Annotated in this window: 20 protein-coding genes and 1 pseudogene; 7 read left to right on the top strand and 14 right to left on the bottom strand. The window is 53.1% G+C overall.

Annotated elements, in window-relative coordinates; all coding sequences use genetic code 11:
* Positions 1-170: 170 nt before the first annotated feature.
* Together D6C13_RS01575 and D6C13_RS01570 are read left to right on the top strand one after the other, a co-directional pair.
* Positions 171-599: an Rrf2 family transcriptional regulator gene (locus D6C13_RS01575; protein ID WP_120131098.1), complete on the top strand. Its 429-nt coding sequence runs from the start codon at positions 171-173 to the stop codon at positions 597-599.
* Positions 600-612: 13 nt separating this feature from the next.
* Complete coding sequence (locus D6C13_RS01570) at positions 613-1,002, top strand: DUF1360 domain-containing protein (protein WP_120131097.1); 390 nt, start codon at positions 613-615, stop codon at positions 1,000-1,002.
* Positions 1,003-1,059: 57 nt separating this feature from the next.
* Here D6C13_RS01570 and D6C13_RS01565 read toward each other — a convergent pair whose 3' ends face one another.
* From D6C13_RS01565 to D6C13_RS01545, 5 genes are all read right to left on the bottom strand, one after another.
* Positions 1,060-2,031 carry a chemotaxis protein gene (locus D6C13_RS01565; protein ID WP_120131096.1) on the bottom strand — a complete coding sequence of 324 codons (972 nt, stop codon included), beginning with the start codon at positions 2,029-2,031 and terminating at the stop codon, positions 1,060-1,062.
* A 197-nt stretch (positions 2,032-2,228) separates the two neighbouring features.
* Positions 2,229-3,206, bottom strand: coding sequence for an acrylyl-CoA reductase (NADPH) (gene acuI / locus D6C13_RS01560; protein WP_120131095.1), 978 nt, complete (start codon positions 3,204-3,206; stop codon positions 2,229-2,231).
* Between the two features lie 106 nt (positions 3,207-3,312).
* Entirely contained in the window at positions 3,313-3,969 is a 657-nt protein-coding gene (gene acuR / locus D6C13_RS01555) for an acrylate utilization transcriptional regulator AcuR (RefSeq protein ID WP_120131094.1), read from the bottom strand.
* 153 nt (positions 3,970-4,122) lie between these two features.
* The gene (locus D6C13_RS01550; RefSeq protein ID WP_120131093.1) at positions 4,123-5,469 is read right to left on the bottom strand and encodes an LLM class flavin-dependent oxidoreductase; all 1,347 of its coding nucleotides are present in this window, start codon (positions 5,467-5,469) and stop codon (positions 4,123-4,125) included.
* Between the two features lie 9 nt (positions 5,470-5,478).
* Positions 5,479-6,465, bottom strand: a complete 987-nt coding sequence (locus D6C13_RS01545) for an MsnO8 family LLM class oxidoreductase (protein WP_120131092.1) — start codon at positions 6,463-6,465, stop codon at positions 5,479-5,481.
* A gap of 258 nt (positions 6,466-6,723) precedes the next feature.
* Here D6C13_RS01545 and D6C13_RS01540 point away from each other — a divergent pair, with 258 nt between their 5' ends.
* The 5 genes from D6C13_RS01540 to D6C13_RS25770 all read left to right on the top strand — a co-directional run bounded on the left by D6C13_RS01540 (position 6,724) and on the right by D6C13_RS25770 (position 11,384).
* Complete coding sequence (locus D6C13_RS01540; RefSeq protein ID WP_120131091.1) at positions 6,724-7,908, top strand: M20 peptidase aminoacylase family protein; 1,185 nt, start codon at positions 6,724-6,726, stop codon at positions 7,906-7,908.
* 215 nt (positions 7,909-8,123) lie between these two features.
* On the top strand, positions 8,124-9,062 hold the full coding sequence (locus tag D6C13_RS01535; protein WP_208642845.1) for an ABC transporter substrate-binding protein: 939 nt from the start codon (positions 8,124-8,126) through the stop codon (positions 9,060-9,062).
* Positions 9,063-9,077: 15 nt separating this feature from the next.
* Positions 9,078-9,581, top strand: coding sequence for a GNAT family N-acetyltransferase (locus tag D6C13_RS01530; RefSeq protein WP_120131089.1), 504 nt, complete (start codon positions 9,078-9,080; stop codon positions 9,579-9,581).
* Between the two features lie 27 nt (positions 9,582-9,608).
* Positions 9,609-10,526, top strand: a complete 918-nt coding sequence (locus D6C13_RS25775) for an amino acid ABC transporter permease (RefSeq protein WP_120131088.1) — start codon at positions 9,609-9,611, stop codon at positions 10,524-10,526.
* Between the two features lie 12 nt (positions 10,527-10,538).
* Positions 10,539-11,384, top strand: a complete 846-nt coding sequence (locus D6C13_RS25770; protein WP_244212610.1) for an amino acid ABC transporter ATP-binding protein — start codon at positions 10,539-10,541, stop codon at positions 11,382-11,384.
* Between the two features lie 60 nt (positions 11,385-11,444).
* Here the strand turns inward: D6C13_RS25770 and D6C13_RS01515 are convergent, their stop codons facing one another.
* The 9 genes and pseudogenes from D6C13_RS01515 to putP form a co-directional block, all read right to left on the bottom strand.
* Positions 11,445-13,157, bottom strand: coding sequence for an ABC transporter ATP-binding protein (locus D6C13_RS01515; RefSeq protein ID WP_120131087.1), 1,713 nt, complete (start codon positions 13,155-13,157; stop codon positions 11,445-11,447).
* A gap of 194 nt (positions 13,158-13,351) precedes the next feature.
* Positions 13,352-14,140, bottom strand: a complete 789-nt coding sequence (gene phoH / locus D6C13_RS01510; RefSeq protein ID WP_120131086.1) for a phosphate starvation-inducible protein PhoH — start codon at positions 14,138-14,140, stop codon at positions 13,352-13,354.
* A gap of 63 nt (positions 14,141-14,203) precedes the next feature.
* Positions 14,204-14,608, bottom strand: a complete 405-nt coding sequence (locus D6C13_RS01505) for a hypothetical protein (protein WP_120131085.1) — start codon at positions 14,606-14,608, stop codon at positions 14,204-14,206.
* 205 nt (positions 14,609-14,813) lie between these two features.
* Positions 14,814-15,644, bottom strand: a complete 831-nt coding sequence (locus D6C13_RS01500; protein WP_244212618.1) for an N-acetylmuramoyl-L-alanine amidase — start codon at positions 15,642-15,644, stop codon at positions 14,814-14,816.
* Positions 15,639-15,869, bottom strand: a pseudogene (locus D6C13_RS26115) (AMIN domain-containing protein); the annotation flags it as partial. The gene D6C13_RS01500 and the pseudogene D6C13_RS26115, both read right to left, overlap by 6 nt.
* A gap of 272 nt (positions 15,870-16,141) precedes the next feature.
* Entirely contained in the window at positions 16,142-17,437 is a 1,296-nt protein-coding gene (gene efeB, locus D6C13_RS01495) for an iron uptake transporter deferrochelatase/peroxidase subunit (protein WP_120131084.1), read from the bottom strand.
* Between the two features lie 52 nt (positions 17,438-17,489).
* Positions 17,490-18,617: an iron uptake system protein EfeO gene (gene efeO / locus D6C13_RS01490; protein WP_167457967.1), complete on the bottom strand. Its 1,128-nt coding sequence runs from the start codon at positions 18,615-18,617 to the stop codon at positions 17,490-17,492.
* 73 nt (positions 18,618-18,690) lie between these two features.
* A complete protein-coding gene (gene efeU, locus D6C13_RS01485; protein ID WP_120131083.1) occupies positions 18,691-19,542 on the bottom strand; it encodes an iron uptake transporter permease EfeU in 852 nt (283 codons plus the stop codon).
* 262 nt (positions 19,543-19,804) lie between these two features.
* On the bottom strand, positions 19,805-21,289 hold the full coding sequence (gene putP / locus D6C13_RS01480) for a sodium/proline symporter PutP (RefSeq protein ID WP_120131082.1): 1,485 nt from the start codon (positions 21,287-21,289) through the stop codon (positions 19,805-19,807).
* Positions 21,290-21,306 lie beyond the last annotated feature (17 nt).

The following is a 21,306-nucleotide window of genomic DNA, read 5'->3' as shown; positions in this document are numbered from 1 at the left end:
AGCCATACCCAGTGATTATCTTCAGACGGGCAGGTATTGTCCTGCGGCGTTCGGTATGAATTGTGCAATCAACGTCTGCTTCTGGCACAAAGCCGACATTAACACCGCATAGCCACCTGCTCGATCACCATCACTTGACACCTTTCCTTTCATGTATCATTGTAAGTTACATGAAAACAAACAACTCACTTTCTTCAACGCTGCACATCCTTCTGCATATGGCTGATGCTGGCGTGCCGCTGACTTCGGAACAGCTGGCGGCTTTCCTCGACACGAATCCTGTCGTGGTGCGTAAGATGCTGGCCGGACTGCGCAAGCACGATATTGTTACGTCCGAAAAGGGCCATAATGGTGGCTGGAAGCTGGCGCGCGCGCTGAATACCATCACCTTGTATGACGTCTATCTGGCGCTGGGCTCCCCTTCCCTGTTTGCTATCGGTAACCGTAATCACGCGCCAGAATGCCTGATCGAACAAGGGGTAAACCGAACCATGAATGGCGCTTTCACTCAGGCGTATGAGCTGATCATCGGTCAGTTCAAACAACAAACTCTCGAGGATATCGGTACAGAATTCTTAAATAACCCGCCACACACTTAAAACTGAGGTCAGTATGGATATAAACATCGCACACGGGCTTTCCGCATTGTGGAATTGCCTGATCATTGCCCTTGCCGCCAGCAGTATTTCCATGAGTATTACGCAGGCAGATTTATTTGAGCCCATGCGTAACTGGATTGAAAAGAAAAACAGTACGCTCGGCCACTTGTTTAAATGTTTTTATTGTTTTAGCCATTGGGTAGTTTTTGCCGGCATGGTGATTTATCACCCGCTGATTATTAACAGCAATTACATTATTGCTGACTGGCTGGTGTCCGCATTCCTGACTCTCACCCTGACCACTTTTATTAATGGTCTGATGTTTAAAGTCTTCCAGTCTGCGATTTCTACGCATGTACTGAAAGCCCGCGCCCGTAATGAATTAAGCGGCGACGCACATTAATCTATAAACAATAAAGCCCGCTGGACAGGCGGGCTTTATTGTTTATCACAACATCAATCAAACGTGCGCAATTTTCTTCGCGTCCAGCGCTTTATGAATGGCGGCTTCCAGTTCGTTAATTTCAAATTTGGCAACGTATCCGTCGGCACCGACTTTGCGCACGTGATCTTCGTTGGCGCTGCCGGATAACGAGGAATGGATAATCACCGGGATATTTTTCAGGAATTCATCGCGTTTGATATTCAGCGTCAGCGTGAAGCCGTCCATTTCCGGCATTTCCAGATCGGTGAGAACAAATGAAATTTTATCGGCGATTGGCAGCCCTTCTGCTTTGCACTCTTCAGCCAGTTTGCGGATTTTGTTCCAGGCCTCAAGACCGGTCACGTGCATCTGCGCCGGGATTTCCATCATATTCAGGCCTTTTTCCAGCATCTGACGCGCGACTTTCGAGTCTTCCGCGACAATTGCTACCGTGCCCGGTTTCAGTTTGAACGCGCTGGTTTTCTTCTTGTCCATATCGATGTTGCTGTTAGGAATGATGTCATGCAGGATCTGCTCGACGTCCAGCACCAGCGCCAGCCGGTTGCTGGATTTATCGTTATCCAGACGGGCAATACTGGTGATGTTGCGGCTCTTGACGCCGGATTCGGCGGCCAGCACCTGGCTCCATTCGAGGCGCACAATGTCGTCCACCGATTCCACGGCAAACGCCTGCGTGCTGCGGGCGTATTCCGTGACAAGTAAAATGTTCAGCCCGGTTTTCGGCACACAACCGACCACGGCGGGCAAATCAATCACCGGAATAATTTCACCGCGAATGTTAGCCATACCCATCATCGGCGATGACATGCCTGCGGCTTTAGTCAGTGCCGGCATCGGCACGATTTCGCGCAATTTAAAGACGTTAATACCAAAGAGTTCAGATTGTTCGTCTTCCGGCGAAGTTCCAAGACGGAACAGCAAAAGCTCAAACCGGTTTGATGATGTGAGATTGGTTCTCTCATCAATTTCTTTCTGAAAATTGTCCATACTTTCCCCATGCCTGTCGTTATTCGTTTTTATCGGTGTTTGCGCTGTGCGTCGTTCGGAAAATAAGGAATTCCGTTCTCTTTTTTTCTCAGAGGGACAGGGTATTTATCGGCTGGGATGGAGAAATTCTTTAGAGAGGCGGGAAAATTGAGCAGGAAAACAACCCGGCATCGTGAAAACGCCGGGGCTATGCAGGATTAACCGCCGATTTTCACCAGCGTTCTGCCCTGAATTTTATTATTCAGAAAGTCTTCGGCATAAGCAGGCGCTTGCTCCAGCGTGATTTCTGTAGCGGCTTGCTGATAAAAGCTTTCCGGCAGCGTACTGGCCAGACGTTCCCACACCGCCGCACGGTGTTCAGCGGGCACAGAAACCGAATCGACGCCCTGCAAACGCACGTTACGCAGAATGAACGGCATCACGGTCGTCGGCAGACCAAAGCCGCCCGCCAGGCCGCAGGCCGCCACGCAGCCGCCGTAATTGGTTTGTGCCAGCACTTTAGCCAGAACTTTGTCGCCAACGGTGTCGATGGCACCGGCCCACAGTTGTTTTTCCAGCGGACGGGTTTCGGAAAAATCATCGCGCGAGAGAATTTCGCTGGCGCCCAGTTTACGCAGGTAATCATGGGTCGATTCACGTCCGGTGACGGCAGCGACGGTGTAACCCAGAGTATGCAGCAACGCCACGGCGGTGCTGCCGACGCCACCGCTGGCGCCCGTCACTAAGACGGTGCCACTTTGCGGCGTGACGCCCGCGTCTTCCAGCGCCATCACGCAGAGCATCGCCGTGAAACCGGCGGTGCCGATGATCATGGCATTGCGCGCAGGTATCGCTTCCGGCAGTGCAACCAGCCAGTCACCTTTGACGCAGGCCTGCTGCGCCAGTCCGCCCCAGTGGTTTTCACCCACGCCCCAGCCGGTGAGGATCACCGCTTGTCCGGTGGAATATCGCGGGTCGTTACTGCGTTTTACATGACCGGTGAAATCTATGCCCGGCACCATCGGGAACTGGCGGATGATTTTGCCTTTGCCGGTGATGGCCAGCGCATCTTTATAATTCAAACCTGACCAGCTGATATCCACCAGCACGTCGCCTTCCGCCATTTCCGGCAGTGCGATGTCTTTCACTTCGGCCACAGTTGTTTTGTCTTGTTGTTCGAGAACCAATGCTTTCATTTTTTTCCCTTTAAATTTCAGGAGATTGAATTAGTGTTGTCGTCAGCCATGCGATTGCCGACGTAATGATTGCAGGTGCTGTTTTCTGTTTATGTAAACGTTGAATTTATGAGTGAAGACTGCCGCGAAAATACGTCCAGAACTGATCCATCGGTTGGGCGCAGCGGAACAGTTTTGCACGCATTACTGCGCCTTCCCAGCCAGACCAGAAAATTTGCGACAACTGTTCAGGGGGTATTGTTGTGCTGATTTCGCCGCTTTGCTGCGCATCCCGCAGACAGGCGGCAATCCGGGTTTCCCAGTCCCGCAGTATAGCTTTCAGTTTTGCGGGGAAATCTTCCGGAAGCAGCGGGGATTCCTGTAGCAGGTTCCCCACCAGGCAGCCGCGGGTGAAACCAAACTTTGCCATTCCCTGCCCGGCATGTTGAACAAAGGCGTTGATGCGGTTTAAAGGTGACATTGTCACGTCCAGCAAAAACTTATCCAGCCGGTGAGCAAAGAAAGCGCCATACGCCTCCAGCACGGCCATGCCAAAATCCTGCTTACTTTTAAAATAGTGATAAAACGAGCCTTTCGGTACGGCGATATTTTTAATCACCGTTTCGATACCTGCTGACAGATACCCCATCTCGGTGATCACTTCCAGCCCGGAGCGGATCAGCGCCTCGCGCGTATCCGCAAACTCACGCTCTGTTCTCGGCGGACGCCCGCGGCGCGGCTTGTTCAGCGTTGCAGGGGCAGTCGTCAGGTCAGCATTCATCATTTAGACCGGTCGTTTATTAATTACAGAAAGCCTACGCCGAATCTTTTTTACAGGCAAGCGCGTGTGCCTTTACTGCCCGATTTTTCCCTGCAAAGCAAAAGGCCCGCACGGAGTTACCGCAGCGGGCCTTGTGTACTGATTAGTATGTTGTAACTATTTTTCGTTCACTGTCTCGCGGCGGGTTTCCTGAGCACTGTAACGGTTGTTTTTAAACGGAATATCCAGCCGCTGGCGCAGGGTTAGCGCTTCAGAAGGATGCCAGTATCCGCGAGCCGCCAGCACCGGCAGAACCAGCCGGGTGATGTCATCGAGCGCTTCTGTCAGCACTGGCCCGCTGATGATAAAGCCGCTTGCGCCGCCCTCTTCCACCCAGCGGATCAGGCGGTCTGCCACCTGCTCCGGCGTGCCGAAGAATTCGCCGCGCGGCAGCGTCGTCTGATACGCCACTTCGCGCAGCGTCAGGTTTTGCTCCTGCGCCAGTTTCTTAATGCTGTCGGTGGTCGAACGGAAAGTATTCTGACCTAAATCCCCCAGTTCCGGGAACGGGCCGTCCGGCGGATACTGGCTGAAATCATGATGGTCGAAGAAGCGTCCGAGATACGCCAGCGCGTCATCGAGCGAAAGCAGGGAAAGCAGATACTGGTATTTGGCCTCAGCTTCCTCTGCCGTTTTGCCCACTATCGGGCTGATGCCGGGGAAAATTCCCACCGGATGACGGCCATTTTTCGTGACCTGCGCCTGCAATTTCGCGGCGTATTCCTGCGCTTCTTCCAGCGTGCGGGCGTTAGTGAACACCGCATCGGCTGATTTACCTGCCAGCGCGATACCGGCGTCAGAAGCCCCCGCCTGAAAAATCACCGGCTGTCCCTGCGGCGAACGCTGGATATTCAGCGGCCCTTCCACCGAGAAGAATTGCCCCTGATGATTCAGTTTGTGCAGCTTCGCGGCATCAAAAAACACGCCGCTCTCACGGTCACGCAAAAACGCGCCGTCTTCCCACGAATCCCACAGCCCCTGCACCACGCTGATATATTCTTCCGCGATCTGATAACGCAGCGCATGCTCAGGGTGATCTTTGCCGAAATTTTTCGCAGAACCGGCCAGCGGCGAGGTCACTACGTTCCAGCCCGCGCGCCCCTGGCTGATGTTATCGATGGACGCCAGCTGACGCGCCACGGTAAACGGGTCGCTGTAGGACGTCGAAATCGTCCCTGCCAGGCCTATGCTGTGCGTGGCTGACGCCAGCGCCGACAGCAGCGCCACCGGTTCGAAACGGTTCAGAAAGTGCGGCAGCGATTTTTCGTTGATGTGCAGACCGTCGGCGACAAACAGAAAATCAAATCCGGCAGCTTCGGCGCGCAAGGCCAAATCACGGAAATAGGGAAAATTCACGCTGGCATCGGCAGGCGCTTTTTCATGTCGCCACGAATTCATATGTCCGCCCGCACCGTGCAGCATCAGACCCAGCTTAATACTCTTTGAAGTGCTTGAATGGCTCATGAAAACTCCTTAATGCTGGCCTGCCAGCAATTCGATGGACTTCAGACGCACCGCGGCATCTGTCAGTGGGGTATGGATCACAAATTCATTCACGCAAAGACGGCGCTGAATATCGCGCAACTGCTGATGGATATCGCCGGGCGTACCGTGCAAAACGCTGAGCTTCTGCTGCTCAATCTGGTAGTGCGTCGCGCCCGCCTGTTTCACAAAGGCTTCCGCCTGTTCACGGGTGCCAACCGTGACGTGCCGGTCGCTCACGGTGACGCGGTAATTATGTTGCTCAGCCACCAGCGCCTGTGCCTGCTCGCGGGTTTCGCCTGCCAGAGCGGCCAGACTGACCAGCGCCTGCCCCTGTCCGGCAGAGTATTCGTGATAGGCCAGCACCGATTCGGTCATCACCTGTTCCGAAGTATTGATAAAACCGGCGAACACGAAATTCCAGCCTAGCGACGCCGCAAGCCGCGCACTTTCCGGGCTGGCACCCAGCAGAAATCGCTCGGGACTGGCAGGCGGACGCGGCAACGCACGCGCTTCATTGCCTGCCAGATGGTCGTCAAGATGCGTGAGATAATGCGTCAGTTGCTGCAACTGTGCGGGAAATCCGGGAACGGCATCCGCCTGGGTATAACCGCGCAGGGCTTTGGTGGAAAGCGGCAAACCACCGGGTGCTTTTCCGATGCCGATATCCACGCGGTCCGGCGCCAGCGACGCCAGCAGATGGAAATTCTCCGCCACTTTATACGGGCTGTAATGTTGCAGCATCACGCCGCCTGAGCCGATCCGCAGCCGGGATGTCCGTGCCAGCAGCCAGGCAATCAGCACTTCCGGCGAGCTGCCAGCCAGCCTGTCGGTGTCGTGATGTTCTGATACCCACAGGCGGTGATATCCCAGCGCTTCGGCTTTTTGCGCAAAGTTGAGTGTCGCTTCCAGGGCCTGCGCCGCAGTCTGCCCTTCGTTAATCGGGCTTTGGTCTAATAAACTCAGTCGGTAATTCACCGGACATTCCTTTTTATCTGTCACGCTCTGCAGCTATAGTGATAAAAAGAGTTCCACGAATTAAGGCCAAAGCTAAATAATAAAAATACGTTTCTATAGTCAGTATTTTGCTATGCGGTTGTCGGTAAAAATGGTCTGTGCAAAACGACTATAAATTATAGCGACTGAGTATTTAGCTATTCTCTCCGGTCTGGCTAGCATGAAATGACCTGCACTATCCCTGTCACCACCATTTTCAGACAATAAGGTTATTTCGCCATGAGCATTTCACTTGCCGAAGAAACAAAAAACATCGCACAAAAAAATACGTCGGGCTTAGAAGAACAACTCATCGCCTGGCGCCGTGAATTACATCAGCATCCTGAATTATCTAATCAGGAGTTTGTGACCACGCAAAAAATCACTCAGTGGCTGAATGCCGCCGGGATCCGCATTTTATCCCTCGGCCTCAAAACCGGCGTGGTGGCGGAAATCGGTCCGGAAAAGGGGCCGGTCGTTGCGTTGCGCGGTGACATCGACGCGCTGCCGATTGAAGAAACGTCCGGCGTGCCGTTCAGTTCGCAGCAGCCCGGCGTAATGCATGCCTGCGGCCACGATTTCCATACCTCGGTGATACTGGGCGCGGCACATTTACTCAAAGCGCGGGAAGACCAGCTGCCGGGCCGTGTAAGGCTGTTTTTCCAGCCTGCTGAAGAACGGTTTGGCGGTGCGTCACAGCTGATTAAAGCCGGTGCGCTGGAAAATGTGGATGCTATTTTTGGTCTGCACAATGCGCCTGAATTACCGGTCGGCACCTTCTCCACCAAGGGCGGCGCGTTTTACGCCAACGTGGACAGATTCCAGATAACCGTGACCGGCAAAGGCGCGCACGCCGCGCATCCGGAAGAAGGCATCGACAGCATTGTCACCGCCAGCCACATTGTCACCGCATTGCAGACGGTGGTCAGCCGCAATGTCAGCGCGCAGGAAGCGGCAGTGGTCAGCGTCACCCGTATTGAAGGCGGCAATACCTGGAACGTCTTGCCGCAAACGGTTGAACTCGAAGGCACGGTGCGCACCCACAACAGTGAAATCCGTGAACAAATTCCGCAGCGTATTCGTAAAGTGATCGGCGGTGTCGCGGACGCGCTGGGCGCTAAAGCAGAATTACACTGGTTTGGCGGGCCACCGGCGGTGGTCAATACGCCGCGCTGGGCCGAATTCAGCCTGCAAGCGGCGGACGAATTTGGCTATAAAACCGAAGTTGCGCAGGCGCAAATGGGCGGTGAAGATTTTGCGTTTTACCTGCACCACGTGCCGGGTGCGTTTGTCAGTATCGGCTCCGCCAGTGATTTTGGTTTGCACCATCCGCAATTTAATCCGGACGAATCGGCTATTTATCCTGCGGCAGAATATTTCCAGCAACTGGCTGAAAAGGCACTGGATGAATTAATTAAGCAATAACGAAATCGTTTGATTTTATAGCCCTGACGCCCGGATATTTCGGGCGTTTTTCGTGGAACCTTTCACGACATTGTATTTCCACTTTATCTCTTTGATTATTTAATTTTGTTGTTTTACATCCCTGTAACACTCGGGAATAGTGAAAGCGTCACCTCACCGTTTTCACGACACAATAAGTCACCACACAATAATATTGCAGGGTAAAAATAATAATGATGAAACATAGCGTAAAATTCACCGCCATAAAAAGTACCGGCATCGCAGCTTTATTAAGTCTTTCAACACTGGCCTGGGCCGCGCCGGGTATTGATCTGGTGGCCAATGAAACGCCGGTTAATACGCCGAAAAGTCCGGAAGCCGTGGCAAAAATCCCGGCTAACTTTAAGTTTGTCGAACCGGGCACCCTGACCGTGGCACTGGCAGTTCTTGGCAGCGCCCCGCCGTTTGGGTTGTACGCCCGTGATAACAAAACCGTGATTGGCAGTGAGGCCGACATCGCCCGTCTGGTGGCGGACGGTTTAGGCCTGAAACTCAAAGTGGTTCCGGCCTCATGGGAAGACTGGCCGCTGGGTGTGACATCCGGGAAATACGACGCGGCCATCTACAACATTACCGTCACCAAAGACCGCAAAACCAAGTTTGATTTCGCGACCTATCGTCAGGATACGCTGGGCTTTTACGTGAAAAGCGACAGCAAAATCACTTGCATTACTTCTGCACCAGATATCGCCGGTAAACGCATCATCGTCGGTTCCGGCACCAATCAGGAAGCCGTGTTGCTGGCCTGGGACAAAGAGAATCAGGCCAAAGGATTACCGGCGCTGAAACCGCAATATGTCACCGATGACGCTGCCGCCACGCTGGCTATTCAGTCTGGCCGTGCCGATGCCACTTTCGGGCCGAACGTCACCGGCGCGTATAAAGCGCTGCTGACCGGCAAAACCAAACTGGTCGGTACTGTACCGGGCGGCTGGCCGAAAACCGCCAATATTGCCGTCACGCTGAAAAAGGGTAACGGACTGGTGGATGCCGTGCAGGCCTCGCTCAACAGCGCCATTGCCAGCGGTGCTTATATCAAAGTGCTTGACCGCTGGGGCGAGAGTGTCGAGAAAATCGATCATTCAGAAATCAATCCGCCGGGACTGGGCGATTAATCAGAGGACGCCACGATGAGCGAAGACGTATTTATCCAGACCGTAGCGGAAGACCCGCTGATTGCGCCGGTAATTCAGGGCTTGTTCGGCGAATACCGTGAACGTTACGGCGACTACTTTGCCAGTAAGGAACCTGAGGATGACAGCGTATTTGCCCGCCCGGACGGTGCGTTTATTGTTCTGCTGAGAAACGGAGCGCCCATCGCAATGGGCGCGTATAAGCGCTACGACGCACAAACCGCCGAGCTGAAACGCATCTGGACTGACCGGTCACTGCGCCGTCAGGGGCTGGCACAGAAAATTTTGCATGAGCTTGAACGCCGAGCCGCCGCTTACGGTTACCGGCAGGTGTTTCTCACCACCGGTTTCCGCCAGCCGGAAGCGGTCGGTTTATATCTGTCTCATGGATATCAGCCGCAGTTTGATACCCGGCTGGATCCGGAAGTGTATTCCCGACCACCTTATGACGGGCGTCTGCCGTTTACCAAAAAACTGACCGCCGACGTTCCGGTGTCGTAATCAGCAGCAAACAGAAAGAGAAAGACTATGAGCGAAAATGCCCCTTCATCCTTGAATCATCCCCCGCTAAAAGTGGTGCCAGCGCGTTATCCGTGGCGGCTGGCCGGTGCAATCTTTTCGGCGTTTATTTTGTTAGGGATCATTCAGTCAATTGCAACAAATTCCCGCTGGGAATGGGGCGTGTTCCGGCAATGGTTTTTTGATCCGGTGATTTTATCGGGTCTGGGCAAAACGCTGTTACTCACCCTGCTGGGCACCGTGTTTGGCGTGATTTTCGGTACCGCTCTGGCGCTCGCCCGCCTGTCGAAATCTTACTTACTGAATGCGCTGGCCTGGGGCTATATCTGGCTGTTCCGCTCTTTGCCGCTGTTGCTGGTATTGATCATCCTCTACAACTTTTCCTATCTGTACGACAACCTGTCGCTGGGCATTCCGTTCACGCATATCTCCTTTTTCAGCACGCCAACCGTTGATTTGCTGGATCAGTTTTCTGTCGCCGTTCTGGGTCTTTCGCTGGTGCAGTCTGCCTATACCGCAGAAATTATCCGTGGCGGAATTTTAGGCGTTGAGCACGGGCAGCACGAAGCCGCCGCTGCGCTGGGATTACCGGCGTACCGTCGCACCTTCCGCATTATTTTGCCGCAGGCGCTGCGCTCGATACTGCCGACCGGTTTTAATGAAGTGATAAGCCTGGCGAAAGGCACGTCGATTGTTTACGTACTGTCGATGCCGGAACTGTTTTATACCGTACAGGTGATTTACAACCGCACGCAGCAGGTGATCCCGCTGCTGATGGTGGCGACCATCTGGTATCTGCTGATCACCACTGTGCTGTCGGTTTTACAGTATTACGTTGAGCGATATTTCTCCCGCGGCACCGTGCGTCAGGTCGCGCCCACTCCGTTGCAGCGTCTGCGTCAGTGGCGCACCGCCCGTCCTCAGTAAAGGGAAAATCCTATGTCCGAAGCCTTTGATTTATTCGTTAACCGCCCGGCAGATGCTCCCGCAGAACCCCGGTTTGTGCATAAACCGCACACCGCGACCGTCGGGCGCATCGATATCAGCAATCTGAGCAAATATTACGGCGCGCACAAGGCGCTGGATAACGTCAGTCTGAGCATCGAACCGGGCACGGTGACGGTGATCCTCGGCCCTTCGGGTTCGGGAAAATCCACGCTGCTGCGCACCATTAATCATCTGGAACGGGTGGATGAAGGGTTTATCCAGATTGACGGCGATTACATCGGTTACCGGCGCAAGGGTGACACGCTGTATGAACTGAAAGAGCGCGCCATTCTGAAACAGCGCACTCACGTCGGCTATGTCTTCCAGAATTTCAATCTGTTCCCGCACATGACCGTGCTGGATAATATTATCGAAGCGCCGGTGGTTCACGGATTACTGAGCCGCAAACAGGCCATCGCCCGCGCCTGTGAACTGCTCGACACCGTGGGCCTGCGTGAAAAAGCCCACGCATGGCCGCGGCATTTGTCCGGCGGACAGCAACAGCGTATCGCTATTGCCCGCGCACTGGCGCTCAATCCAAAAGTGATGTTATTTGATGAACCCACGTCAGCGCTGGATCCCGAACTGGTCGGCGAAGTGCTGGACGTGATTAAGAAACTGGCGCAGTCGGGCGTCACGCTGGTGGTGGTGACGCATGAAATTGGTTTTGCGCGTCAGGTTGCCGATCAGGTGGTATTTATGGTGGATGGCGCGATAGTAGAAACCGGCAGCGCGGCACAGGTGCTCGACCGGCCACGTCATGCACGTACCCGCCGTTTTCTGGAGAAAGTGCTGTAGATCCCGACTGTTTGCTAAAAAAATCCGGCAACTTTATGCCGGATTTTTCTTCACCGCTTATCAGCGAAACTGCGCCGCATGAAGCTGCGCATAGCGTCCCTGAAGTGCCAGCAGCGATTCGTGCGTTCCCTGCTCCATAATGCCTTCTTTATCCACCACCACAATGCGGTCAGCATTCTGAATAGTCGCCAGACGGTGAGCAATCACCAGCGTTGTTCGCCCTTCTGATAATTCCGCCAGCGACTGCTGGATCGCCTGCTCCGTCGCCGTATCCAGCGCCGACGTCGCTTCGTCGAGGATCAGGATAGGCGGATTTTTCAGGAAAATACGCGCGATCGATAGACGCTGTTTCTGCCCGCCGGAAAGCTTAACGCCGCGTTCGCCGATAACCGTTTCCATTCCCAGCGGCAACCCGTCGATCACATCATCGAGGCGCGCACGGCTGGCGGCCAGCCGGATTTCTTCTTCGCTGGCACCGAGTTTACCGTAAGCAATATTCTCGCGAATGGTGCCGCCAAACAGGAACACGTCCTGCTGCACAATGCCGATATTATGGCGCAGCGAGGTTTGCGTCATATCACGAATATCAATGCCGTCGATGGTAATACTGCCGCTGTCGATATCGTAAAAGCGCGGCAGCAGCGAACATAGCGTCGTTTTCCCGGCGCCCGAGGGTCCGACAAAGGCCAGCGTTTCACCCGCATTAATCGACAGCGTGATGCCGTTGAGAATTTTGCTGGCCGGGGTATAACCGAACACCACATTATCGTAATGAATATCCCCGCGCAGATGGCTGACGACCTGCGCACCGGGGCGGTCAACAATATCCGGCGCGGTATCAATAAGTTGCGTAAAGCGTTTAAAACCGGCGATACCTTTCGGATAACTTTCCAGTACCGAGCTGATTTTTGCCACCGGGCGAAAAAACACCTCCACCAGCAGCAGGAAGCCGACAAATCCGCCATACGTCAGCTGACTGTTGATCACGTACCAGGTACCGGCCACCATCACAATCAGCTGAACCAGACGCGTGCTCAGATAGCTGAGAGTCAGGCTGGCGGTCATGATCTGATAGGCTTTTAGCTTGGTGGTGCGGTATTTGTCGTTGTCCGAGGCAAACAGTTTTTGTTCATGTTCTTCGTTGGCAAAGGCTTTCACGACGCGAATGCCGCCGATGCTTTCTTCGATGCGGGCGTTGAAATTCCCCACCTGCCCAAACAGTCTGCGCCAGGTTTCGGTCATCTGCGCGCCGTAACGGCTCACCATCCAGGTCATGGCGGGCACAATAATGATGGTCATCAGCGCCAGTTGCACATGCACCGTCGCCATCAGAATGAACGCACCGATAAACGTCATGATTGCGATAAAGACATCTTCCGGCCCGTGGTGCGCCACCTCGCCCACTTCTTCGAGATCTTTCGTCACGTGGGTAATGATGTGACCGGTTTTCGTATTGTCGTAATAACGAAACGAGAGTTTCTGTAAATGGCTGAAAGCCTGGCGGCGCATATCGGTTTCAATACCGACACCCAGCGCGTGTCCCCAGTAGTTAACGATCGCCATCAGCGCGGTATTAAACAGGTAGATGAGCAGTAATCCGACCGTCGCCCCGATAATCAGCACCCAGTCGTGGGCGGGCAACAATTTATCGATGAAGGTTTTGATCGCCATCGGAAAACCGAGTTCCAGCAGTCCGGCTAAAATTGCGCAGCCGAAATCGAGGAAAAACAGTTTTTTATAGGGCGCGTAATAAGAGAAAAAGCGGCGGAGCATCATGCATCCTTATGAAATAGGCTGAAGGCGAAGCGATTAGTCTAGATGAAAACGGTTATCAGTCAGAGTGTTTTATCAGACTGTTTTATTTGTGGATTATCTGAGAATGTCTAAGCGTGTCTGAACTGACAGAAAGAAAGGCCGCCCATCAGAGGAGCGGCCTTTGTAACCAATCTTAGCTTAACACAGGGGAATTAAGAGTAGGCGTGCAAAGTACGTTTACACAGTTCTGAACGCACGCAATCCTCTTTGCCAAACTGAATGATGCCAATCATCTCGTCTTCTTCGAAGCGGGACATTGCATCGCTGAGCCCCGATACTACGCCGCGTGGTAAATCGCACTGGGTAATATCACCGTTAACAATGACCGTCACGTTTTCACCGAGACGGGTCAGGAACATTTTCATCTGACTGGCCGTGACATTCTGCGCTTCATCCAGAATAACCACCGCGTTTTCAAAAGTACGCCCGCGCATATAAGCGAATGGCGCGATTTCGACCTTGCCTATTTCCGGTCGCAAGCAATATTGCAGGAATGATGAGCCCAGGCGACGTAATAAAATGTCGTAGACCGGACGAAAATAAGGCGCGAACTTTTCCGAAATATCGCCGGGTAAGAAACCGAGATCTTCATCGGCCTGTAATACCGGACGCGTCACAATAATTCTGTCGATTTCTTTGTGAATTAATGCCTCTGCCGCTTTCGCAGCACTGATAAATGTTTTGCCGCAGCCCGCTTCGCCGGTGGCAAAAATTAACTGCTTATTCTCTATGGCTGATAAGTAATGACCTTGAGCTTCAGTACGCGCTTCGATGACGGAAGTATCGCGACTGTCGCGAGCCATTCCGATCGATTCCAAACCGCCCATCTGTACCAATGACGTCACAGATTCTTCCTCGCGCTGGCGGTGACTGCGTGAATCATTACGAATAACACGTTTTGCTTCACGACGAGCTTTGATCACTGCTTTCTGTCTTCCCATAGTGGCACCTTACAGTTTGATTCACTTAACGCTAAGGCATAATGCCCGCACGGTTATGTTTCACTAACAAATGAGGTTTTGGTCTCCTTTTAGACCAAGTAGAGCCAATGAATAACGTGAAGAGGAAAATAGACCAAAGCGATTAGGCAATAATCTTTTGGCTGCTTTCTGTTCACAAGGAGGCATTGTCAATAATGACAAACCGCTGACCCAAACAATGAAATTGCCAGAATAATAGCCAATGCTTTTCGCATGAGTTTTAGCAGTAATTAAGAGGTCAGTTAAAGAACAGGGTTGCTGTAGCGTGGATGAAAACATCTGTAAAAAACGGTAGGAATAAACTGAAAATGGTTGCGTGAATATTGGAGAGTCGGAAGCCTTGCCCTCGTTTGCTTTTAAGCGACAACAACGAGTGAATGAGTGAAGCCTGTTATTTTCTATCACCAGCCCAAACATGGACTTTACCATTCGCGCTCCCCGCAGTGTTATTAACGGCACCTGCCGTACACCTTGTGAAAACTTGTCTTGTACATCTTAAAAACTATCGCTTTATAATTTCAGTATAATGACAGCTGAAATAATTGCGTTACCAAAATGTAAAAAAATTTGTGTCCGGCGTCAACAGGATCATGCGGATCTTTTTCAGATCCTGCGCAAGCGCGCTTAATTCTCCTCAGCTCAGCAGATTATTTTTCTTTTCATTGATGAAGTAACTGTTAATCCCCTCAGCCAGCGCACGCGCCATTTTCTCCTGGAAGACCGGTTCGCCGAGCAATTTCTCTTCCTGTTTATTGGTGATGAAAGACGTCTCCACCAGCACCGAGGGAATGCGGGGCGATTTTAAAACTGCGAAACCGGCCTGTTCCGGATGCGGGCTGTGCATGTGATGCACTTTGATGATATTCGCCGCCAGATGACTGCCAAAATCCATGCTTCGGTGAATGGTTTCGTGCTGATCGAGATCAAACAGCGTTTCTTTAAGGTATTGATCGTCAGTCTTAAAATCGTTGTCGTACAGCACATCGACACTGTTTTCACTTTGCGATAAATACCGCGCCATCGCGCTGCCTGCGCCGTGCTCCGACAGCGCAAAAACCGATGCGCCTGACACCTCATCGTTGGTGAATCCGTCGGCGTGAATGGAGATAAACAGATCCGCTTCGTGCTGATGCGCCAGACTGACGCGGTGATACAGCGGGATAAAAACGTCATCCTGACGCGTCAGTACCGCGTGAATACCGTGCTGTTCATCCAGCAATGTTTGCAGCCGTTGGGCGATGTGCAACACCACATGCTTTTCGTAAGTGCCTTCATTGCCGATTGCCCCCGGATCCTTACCGCCGTGACCGGGATCGATCATCACCAGCAGCGGTTTCTCTGCGCGCGGTGTGGTGGTGGTCACCGGGATCGCCTGCGGCACATCCTGCGCGGCACTCTGTTCTGTGATCGACACTTTCAGCACGCCATTCTCTGTGCTGCGTGTAATGACCGGTTTACCCTTCACCTGCAACACAATACGCGCCACGTCCGGGCTGAAATGAGCAAGACGCCCTTCTGCCACCCACGGAAATTTCTGCCGCACCACGGTCAGCGCATGCTCCAGTTCAGGCGGAAATGACGTCATCGGCATATCGATAACCACCCGCTCCGGCGCACTGAGCACAAACACGCGACAACGCTTATCGGCTGCCGGTAATGCCAGGTGGATCTGGCCGGCATCCGACGTCATCGTGATGCGCGCCGCCTTTTGGGCGGCATAAAGCCGTGGCGCGGTCAGAGACAGTCCGATACCGAAAATCAGCAGTTTTCTGCGGGCATGGTTAATGGTCATAGCAATCTCAGGGCAGGCATCGTGATAAATCATTTTCGCGATTTATCATCATGACATTACGGAGATTTTTATGGATGAAGCGGAGTATTAACAGGTCGTGAATTGCGTAACGAAGCGTAAAAAGGATTTCTGGATTTGCTCCTCCCCCGTTCGCAGGGGGAGGAGTCATGTCAGGCTTCGATTAACGATTGTCCGAGGTAATGACTTTCATCTTTATTCCCCGGCAGCGTGAAGAAGAAACCGCCGCCATTTGGCCGGATATATTCTTCCAGCGCTTCACCGTTCAGGCGTTTTTGCACCGTCAGGAATCCTTTCTCCAGATCATGCTGATAGCAGACAAAGACAAGTCCCATCTCCAGTTGTCCGGAATTCGTCACACCCAGCGAATAGCTGTAGCCCCGTCGCAGCATCAGGTTGTCGTCGGTCTCTTTAGTGCGCGGGTTGGCCAGCCGGATATGCGCGTCCAGCGGGATCACTTTGCCTTCGGGATCTTTGGTGTAATCGGGCACATCGTGTTCTTTTTCCATGCCCAGTGGCGCGCCGGTAGCTTTATGGCGGCCAAAAATGGATTGCTGTTCCTGCAACGGCGTGCGATCCCAGAATTCCACTTTGAACGGGATCAGTCGGGTAACCTGATAGCTGCCCCCTGTTGTCCAGGCCGGTTCTGACTGATCTGGCGTCACCCAGATGGTTTTATCCATCAGCGGTTTGTCTTTGGAATCGGGATTGGCCGTGCCGTCTTTGAAGCCCAGCAGGTTAACCGGCGTCTCTTTGCCCTGACTGCGCGCGGCATGGGAAGAAATAAAACCATCACGACGCCAGCGCACACTGAGCAAATCCGGCGTGTATTTAATAATGTCACGCAGTGCGTGAACCACGGTGTCGCTGTTGTTGGCGCAGATTTGCAGAGACAGATCGCCGTGACACAGTTTCGCGTCGAGTGAATCATTCGGGAAACGCGTCATGCGGCTTAATTTCAGCGGTTTGTGCGGTGCCAGACCAAAGCGCTCATCAAACAGGGATTCGCCAACGGAGAGAGTCATCGTCAGGTTGTCGGGGTAAATTTCTGCGCCCATAACCCCGGAATCCATCGGCGGGAATTTCGGATCCAGTGATGGCGGGGTGCCGCCGGTGGTCAGAAAAGCAAAACGGGAATCCAGCAGACGGAACAGACGCTCCAGATCAGCTTTATGAGTCGCCAGCACGTCAAAGGACACCAGCATCATCGAGGCCTGTTGTGGCGTTAAAATGCCCGCCTGATGTTCGCCATAATACGGCTGTTTGCCCCAGCGTTCGTCCGGGGAAACGGTGCCTGGCGTGTATTCTTTTTTTGCTCCGGGTGTTTTTTCAGCCTGCGCAGTGGCTGCGCCGCCCAGGGCAAATGCCCCGCCTAACAATCCCACGCCTTTTAATAAGCTGCGACGGGAAGAAGAAACGTCATCCTGATTATTGTTTTTGTGACTCATTGCTATGCCTCAGTATTACGCTCCTCCCCCTGCGAAGGGGGAGGAGTTCTTATCAATCTAAACCTAACACACCGCGCAGTTTGGCCAGATCTTCGGCCAGCGTGGTGATCGGGCCTTTCATGGCGTTACGGTCTGCATCGGACAGTTTTTCGTAATTCTCATAACCGTCTTTGGTTTTGTATTTATCCAGCAGGGTATCAACCGTTTTGAAGTTTGCGTCGATTTTATCCAGCAGCGGTTTGTCGGCTTTTTCCAACAGCGGACGCAGCAGGTTAACGATTTTCTGTGCGCCGTCGAGGTTAGCGCGGAAATCCCACAGGTCTGTGCGGCTGTAACGGTCTTCTTCACCGCTGATTTTGCTGGCTGCCACTTCTTCGATAAGCCCTGCCGCGCCGCCGACCACTTTGCCTGGCGGGAAGGTCAGGTCAGTGATGCGTTTTTGCAGATCGACCGTGTCGGTGTAAAGCTTGTCAGCGAAAGGCTCCGCGCCTTGGGTGGTTTTATCGGCGAAGAGGATTTTCTCCAGACGGTGGAAACCGGTGAAGTTCGGATCTTCCGCTTTTTTCTCGAAATCGTCTTCACGCGCATCGATGCTGCCGTCGAGATCAGAGAACAGTTCAGCAATCGGTTCGATGCGCTCGTAATAAACGCGGGTCGAAGCGTAAAGGGACTGCGCTTTCGCCAGGTCGCCTTTCTTAATCGCGTCAGTGAAGGCTTTGGTGTGTGATACCAGTTCAGCAACCTGCTGTGTAACATACACTTTATATTCTGCAATCGGCCCGACCAGCGCCATCGCGTCCGGCTTAGCCGAAACCGCCGCGCCTTCTGCGGTCACGGTCAGTTTGCCTTTCGGATTGCTCAGCAGGCCGCAGGTCATGTCATATTCGCCCGGCTCCAGATTGGCAGTCATTTTCTGAGTGAAGCCCGGTGCGACGTTTTCACGCTCTTCCACCACCATCACGCCTTTCAGAATTTCCCATTCCAGGTTTTTCTGGCTGTCATTGTGGATAACAAACTGTGTTTTACCGGCCGGCACGCTCAGCGCCATCGGTTCACACTGTTTATCGTTCACAGTAATTTTGACCTGACGAACGTCGGCTGCCAGTACGTTAGCGCTCAGCGCAAAAGCTGGCAGAGACAGCAGTGCAATCTGTAAAGCTTTACGGCGAAAATGTGGCATGTACAACTCCATGACAAAGGCAAAGTGATAAACAGGTTTAAACAATTAACTTCAAACACTTAACTTTAAACAACTAACGTTGTGTTTTTTGCCCGGCAGAGGCCGCGCCAGCCACAGAGGATTTCCCCTGAGGCATAAAGAAGAAGAACAGCGCCGGGATCAGGTACAGGAAATAGACCAGCACTTCGCTGACGCTTGGCGCTTCCTGATAACCAAACATCCCTTCCAGCAGGGTGCCGAACAGAGAATGCGTGGAGAGCGTATTGCTTAAATCAAACGCGATATCCTGCAAACCGTTCCATAATCCCGCTTCGTGAAACGCGCGGGCAGCGCCCGCTGCCAGACCGGCTGCAACGAACAGAATAAACAGGCTGGTCCATTTGAAGAATTTGGCCAGATGCAGTTTCACACCGCCGTAGTAGATGAGGAAACCCAGCACGATGGCAGCGCCCAGCCCGAGCATTGCGCCAACAGGTGCTGCAATTCCCACGTCCTGCTGAAAGGCTGCCAGCAGGAAAAATACCGATTCCAGGCCTTCACGCGCGACGGCAAAAAACACCATCGCCACCAGTGCCCAGCCCTGCCCGCGTCCGGAATTCAGCGCATTATCAATCGCGCCTTCCAGATGCACTTTGATTGAACGGGACACTTTGCGCATCCAGAACACCATGTAGGTCAGAATGCACACCGCGACCACGGCGACAATCCCCTCAAATAATTCCTGCTGTTTTTGCGGAAATTCACCGGTAGTGGCGTTGATGAAAATCCCCAGCGCCAGACATAACGCCGCAGCGACGAACACGCCAATCCAGACCACACCGAGCCACTGCCCGCGTTGCGTCCGTTTTAGATAGCTGGCGATCAGGCTGACAATCAGCGCCGCTTCCAGCCCTTCGCGAAACATAATGAGAAACGGAACGAACATAGCGCAAACTCCTGACCCCGTTGATCGGCAAAAACTGTAAGGTCTCTGTAAAGAAAAGTAAAAGGAAACGATAGTGATTATCATTCTTGCAAAAAGAAATACAAGAGGTAACCGTTTCTTTTTTGAAGATGTCTGCGCAAATGCGCATGAAAAGTCAGGCGGGAGCGTTCTGTGGCGAGAAACTTGCGGGCAACGTGTCGGGAAATGTGGCAAAACGGGGTCAGGAAGACCCCGTAATGTGCGACCTCTGAACAGAGGTTTATCAGATGGTATTATATTCCGCTTCTGCGTTGATGAAGCGCTCTTCCACCGCAGCAGAAGGTTTGCGTCCCATCAGGCTGACAATCCAGATAGCCAGCGAGGCGAAGATAAAGCCCGGAATGATTTCGTACAGTTCCGTCCAGCCGTATTGCTTCCACAGGATAACCGTCACCGCACCGACGATCATGCCTGCCAGCGCGCCGTTGCGCGTCATGCGTTTCCACATGACCGAAATCAGGATAACCGGACCAAATGCCGCACCGAAACCAGCCCATGCGTAACTCACCAGACCCAGCACGCGGTTCTCAGGATTTGCCGCCAGCGCAATCGCCACCAGTGCCACCACCAGCACCATCAGACGACCAATCCACACCAGCTCACGCTGACTTGCCCCTTTGCGCAGGAACGCTTTGTACAAGTCTTCCGTTATCGCACTCGAACACACCAGCAGCTGACAGCTTAGCGTACTCATCACCGCCGCCAGAATGGCGGACAGCAAAATACCGGCAATCCACGGATTGAACAGGATTTTCGCCAGCTCAATGAACACGCGCTCCCCGTTTTGCGTCACGTTGCCTGCTTCGCCCGGATTATTGCTGAAGTACGCAATCCCGAAGAAGCCCACCCCGATGGTGCCTGCCAGACACAGAATCATCCAGGTCATACTGATCCGGCGTGCGCTGCGGATGGTGTGATGGGAATCAGCCGCCATAAAACGCGCCAGAATGTGTGGCTGACCAAAATACCCCAGTCCCCAGCCCAGCAGTGACAAGATCGCCACCAGATTCATGCCTTTAAACATGTCGGTGTATTCAGGATTCTTAGCGTGGATCACCATCATGGAGGTATCAATGCCACCGACCGCGAGGATGACGATCACCGGCGTGAGGATCAGGGCGAAAATCATCAGGCTGGCCTGCACGGTATCCGTCCAGCTGACCGCCAGGAAACCGCCAATAAAGGTATAGAGGATGGTCGCTGCCGCACCGGCCCACAGTGCGGTCTGGTACGTCATGCCAAAGGTACTTTCAAACAGACGTGCACCGGCGACAATGCCGGACGCACAATAAATGGTGAAGAACACCAGGATCACAATCGCGGAGATAATACGCAGCAGTTTGCTGGAATCTTCAAAACGATGTGTGAAGTAATCCGGTAGCGTCAGCGCGTTATTATTGGCTTCGGTATGGACACGCAACCGCCCCGCGACCAGCTTCCAGTTCAGGTAAGCGCCGATCGTCAGACCAATCGCAATCCAGCTTTCGGAAATTCCGGAAATGAAAATCGCGCCCGGTAAACCCATTAGCAGCCAGCCGCTCATATCTGAAGCACCGGCAGAAAGCGCCGTCACCACGCTGCCTAAACTGCGTCCGCCCAGAATATAGTCATCAAAGTTTTTGGTTCGTAAATACGCGATGAGCCCAATTAAAATCATCCCGAAAATATAAACACAAAACGTCACCAGCATCGGTGTGCCCATTGTCATTCTATTCTCCACTTTCT

Source organism: Rahnella woolbedingensis, assembly GCF_003602095.1.
Taxonomy (GTDB): domain Bacteria; phylum Pseudomonadota; class Gammaproteobacteria; order Enterobacterales; family Enterobacteriaceae; genus Rahnella; species Rahnella woolbedingensis.
This window is presented reverse-complemented; position numbering and strand designations above follow the sequence as displayed.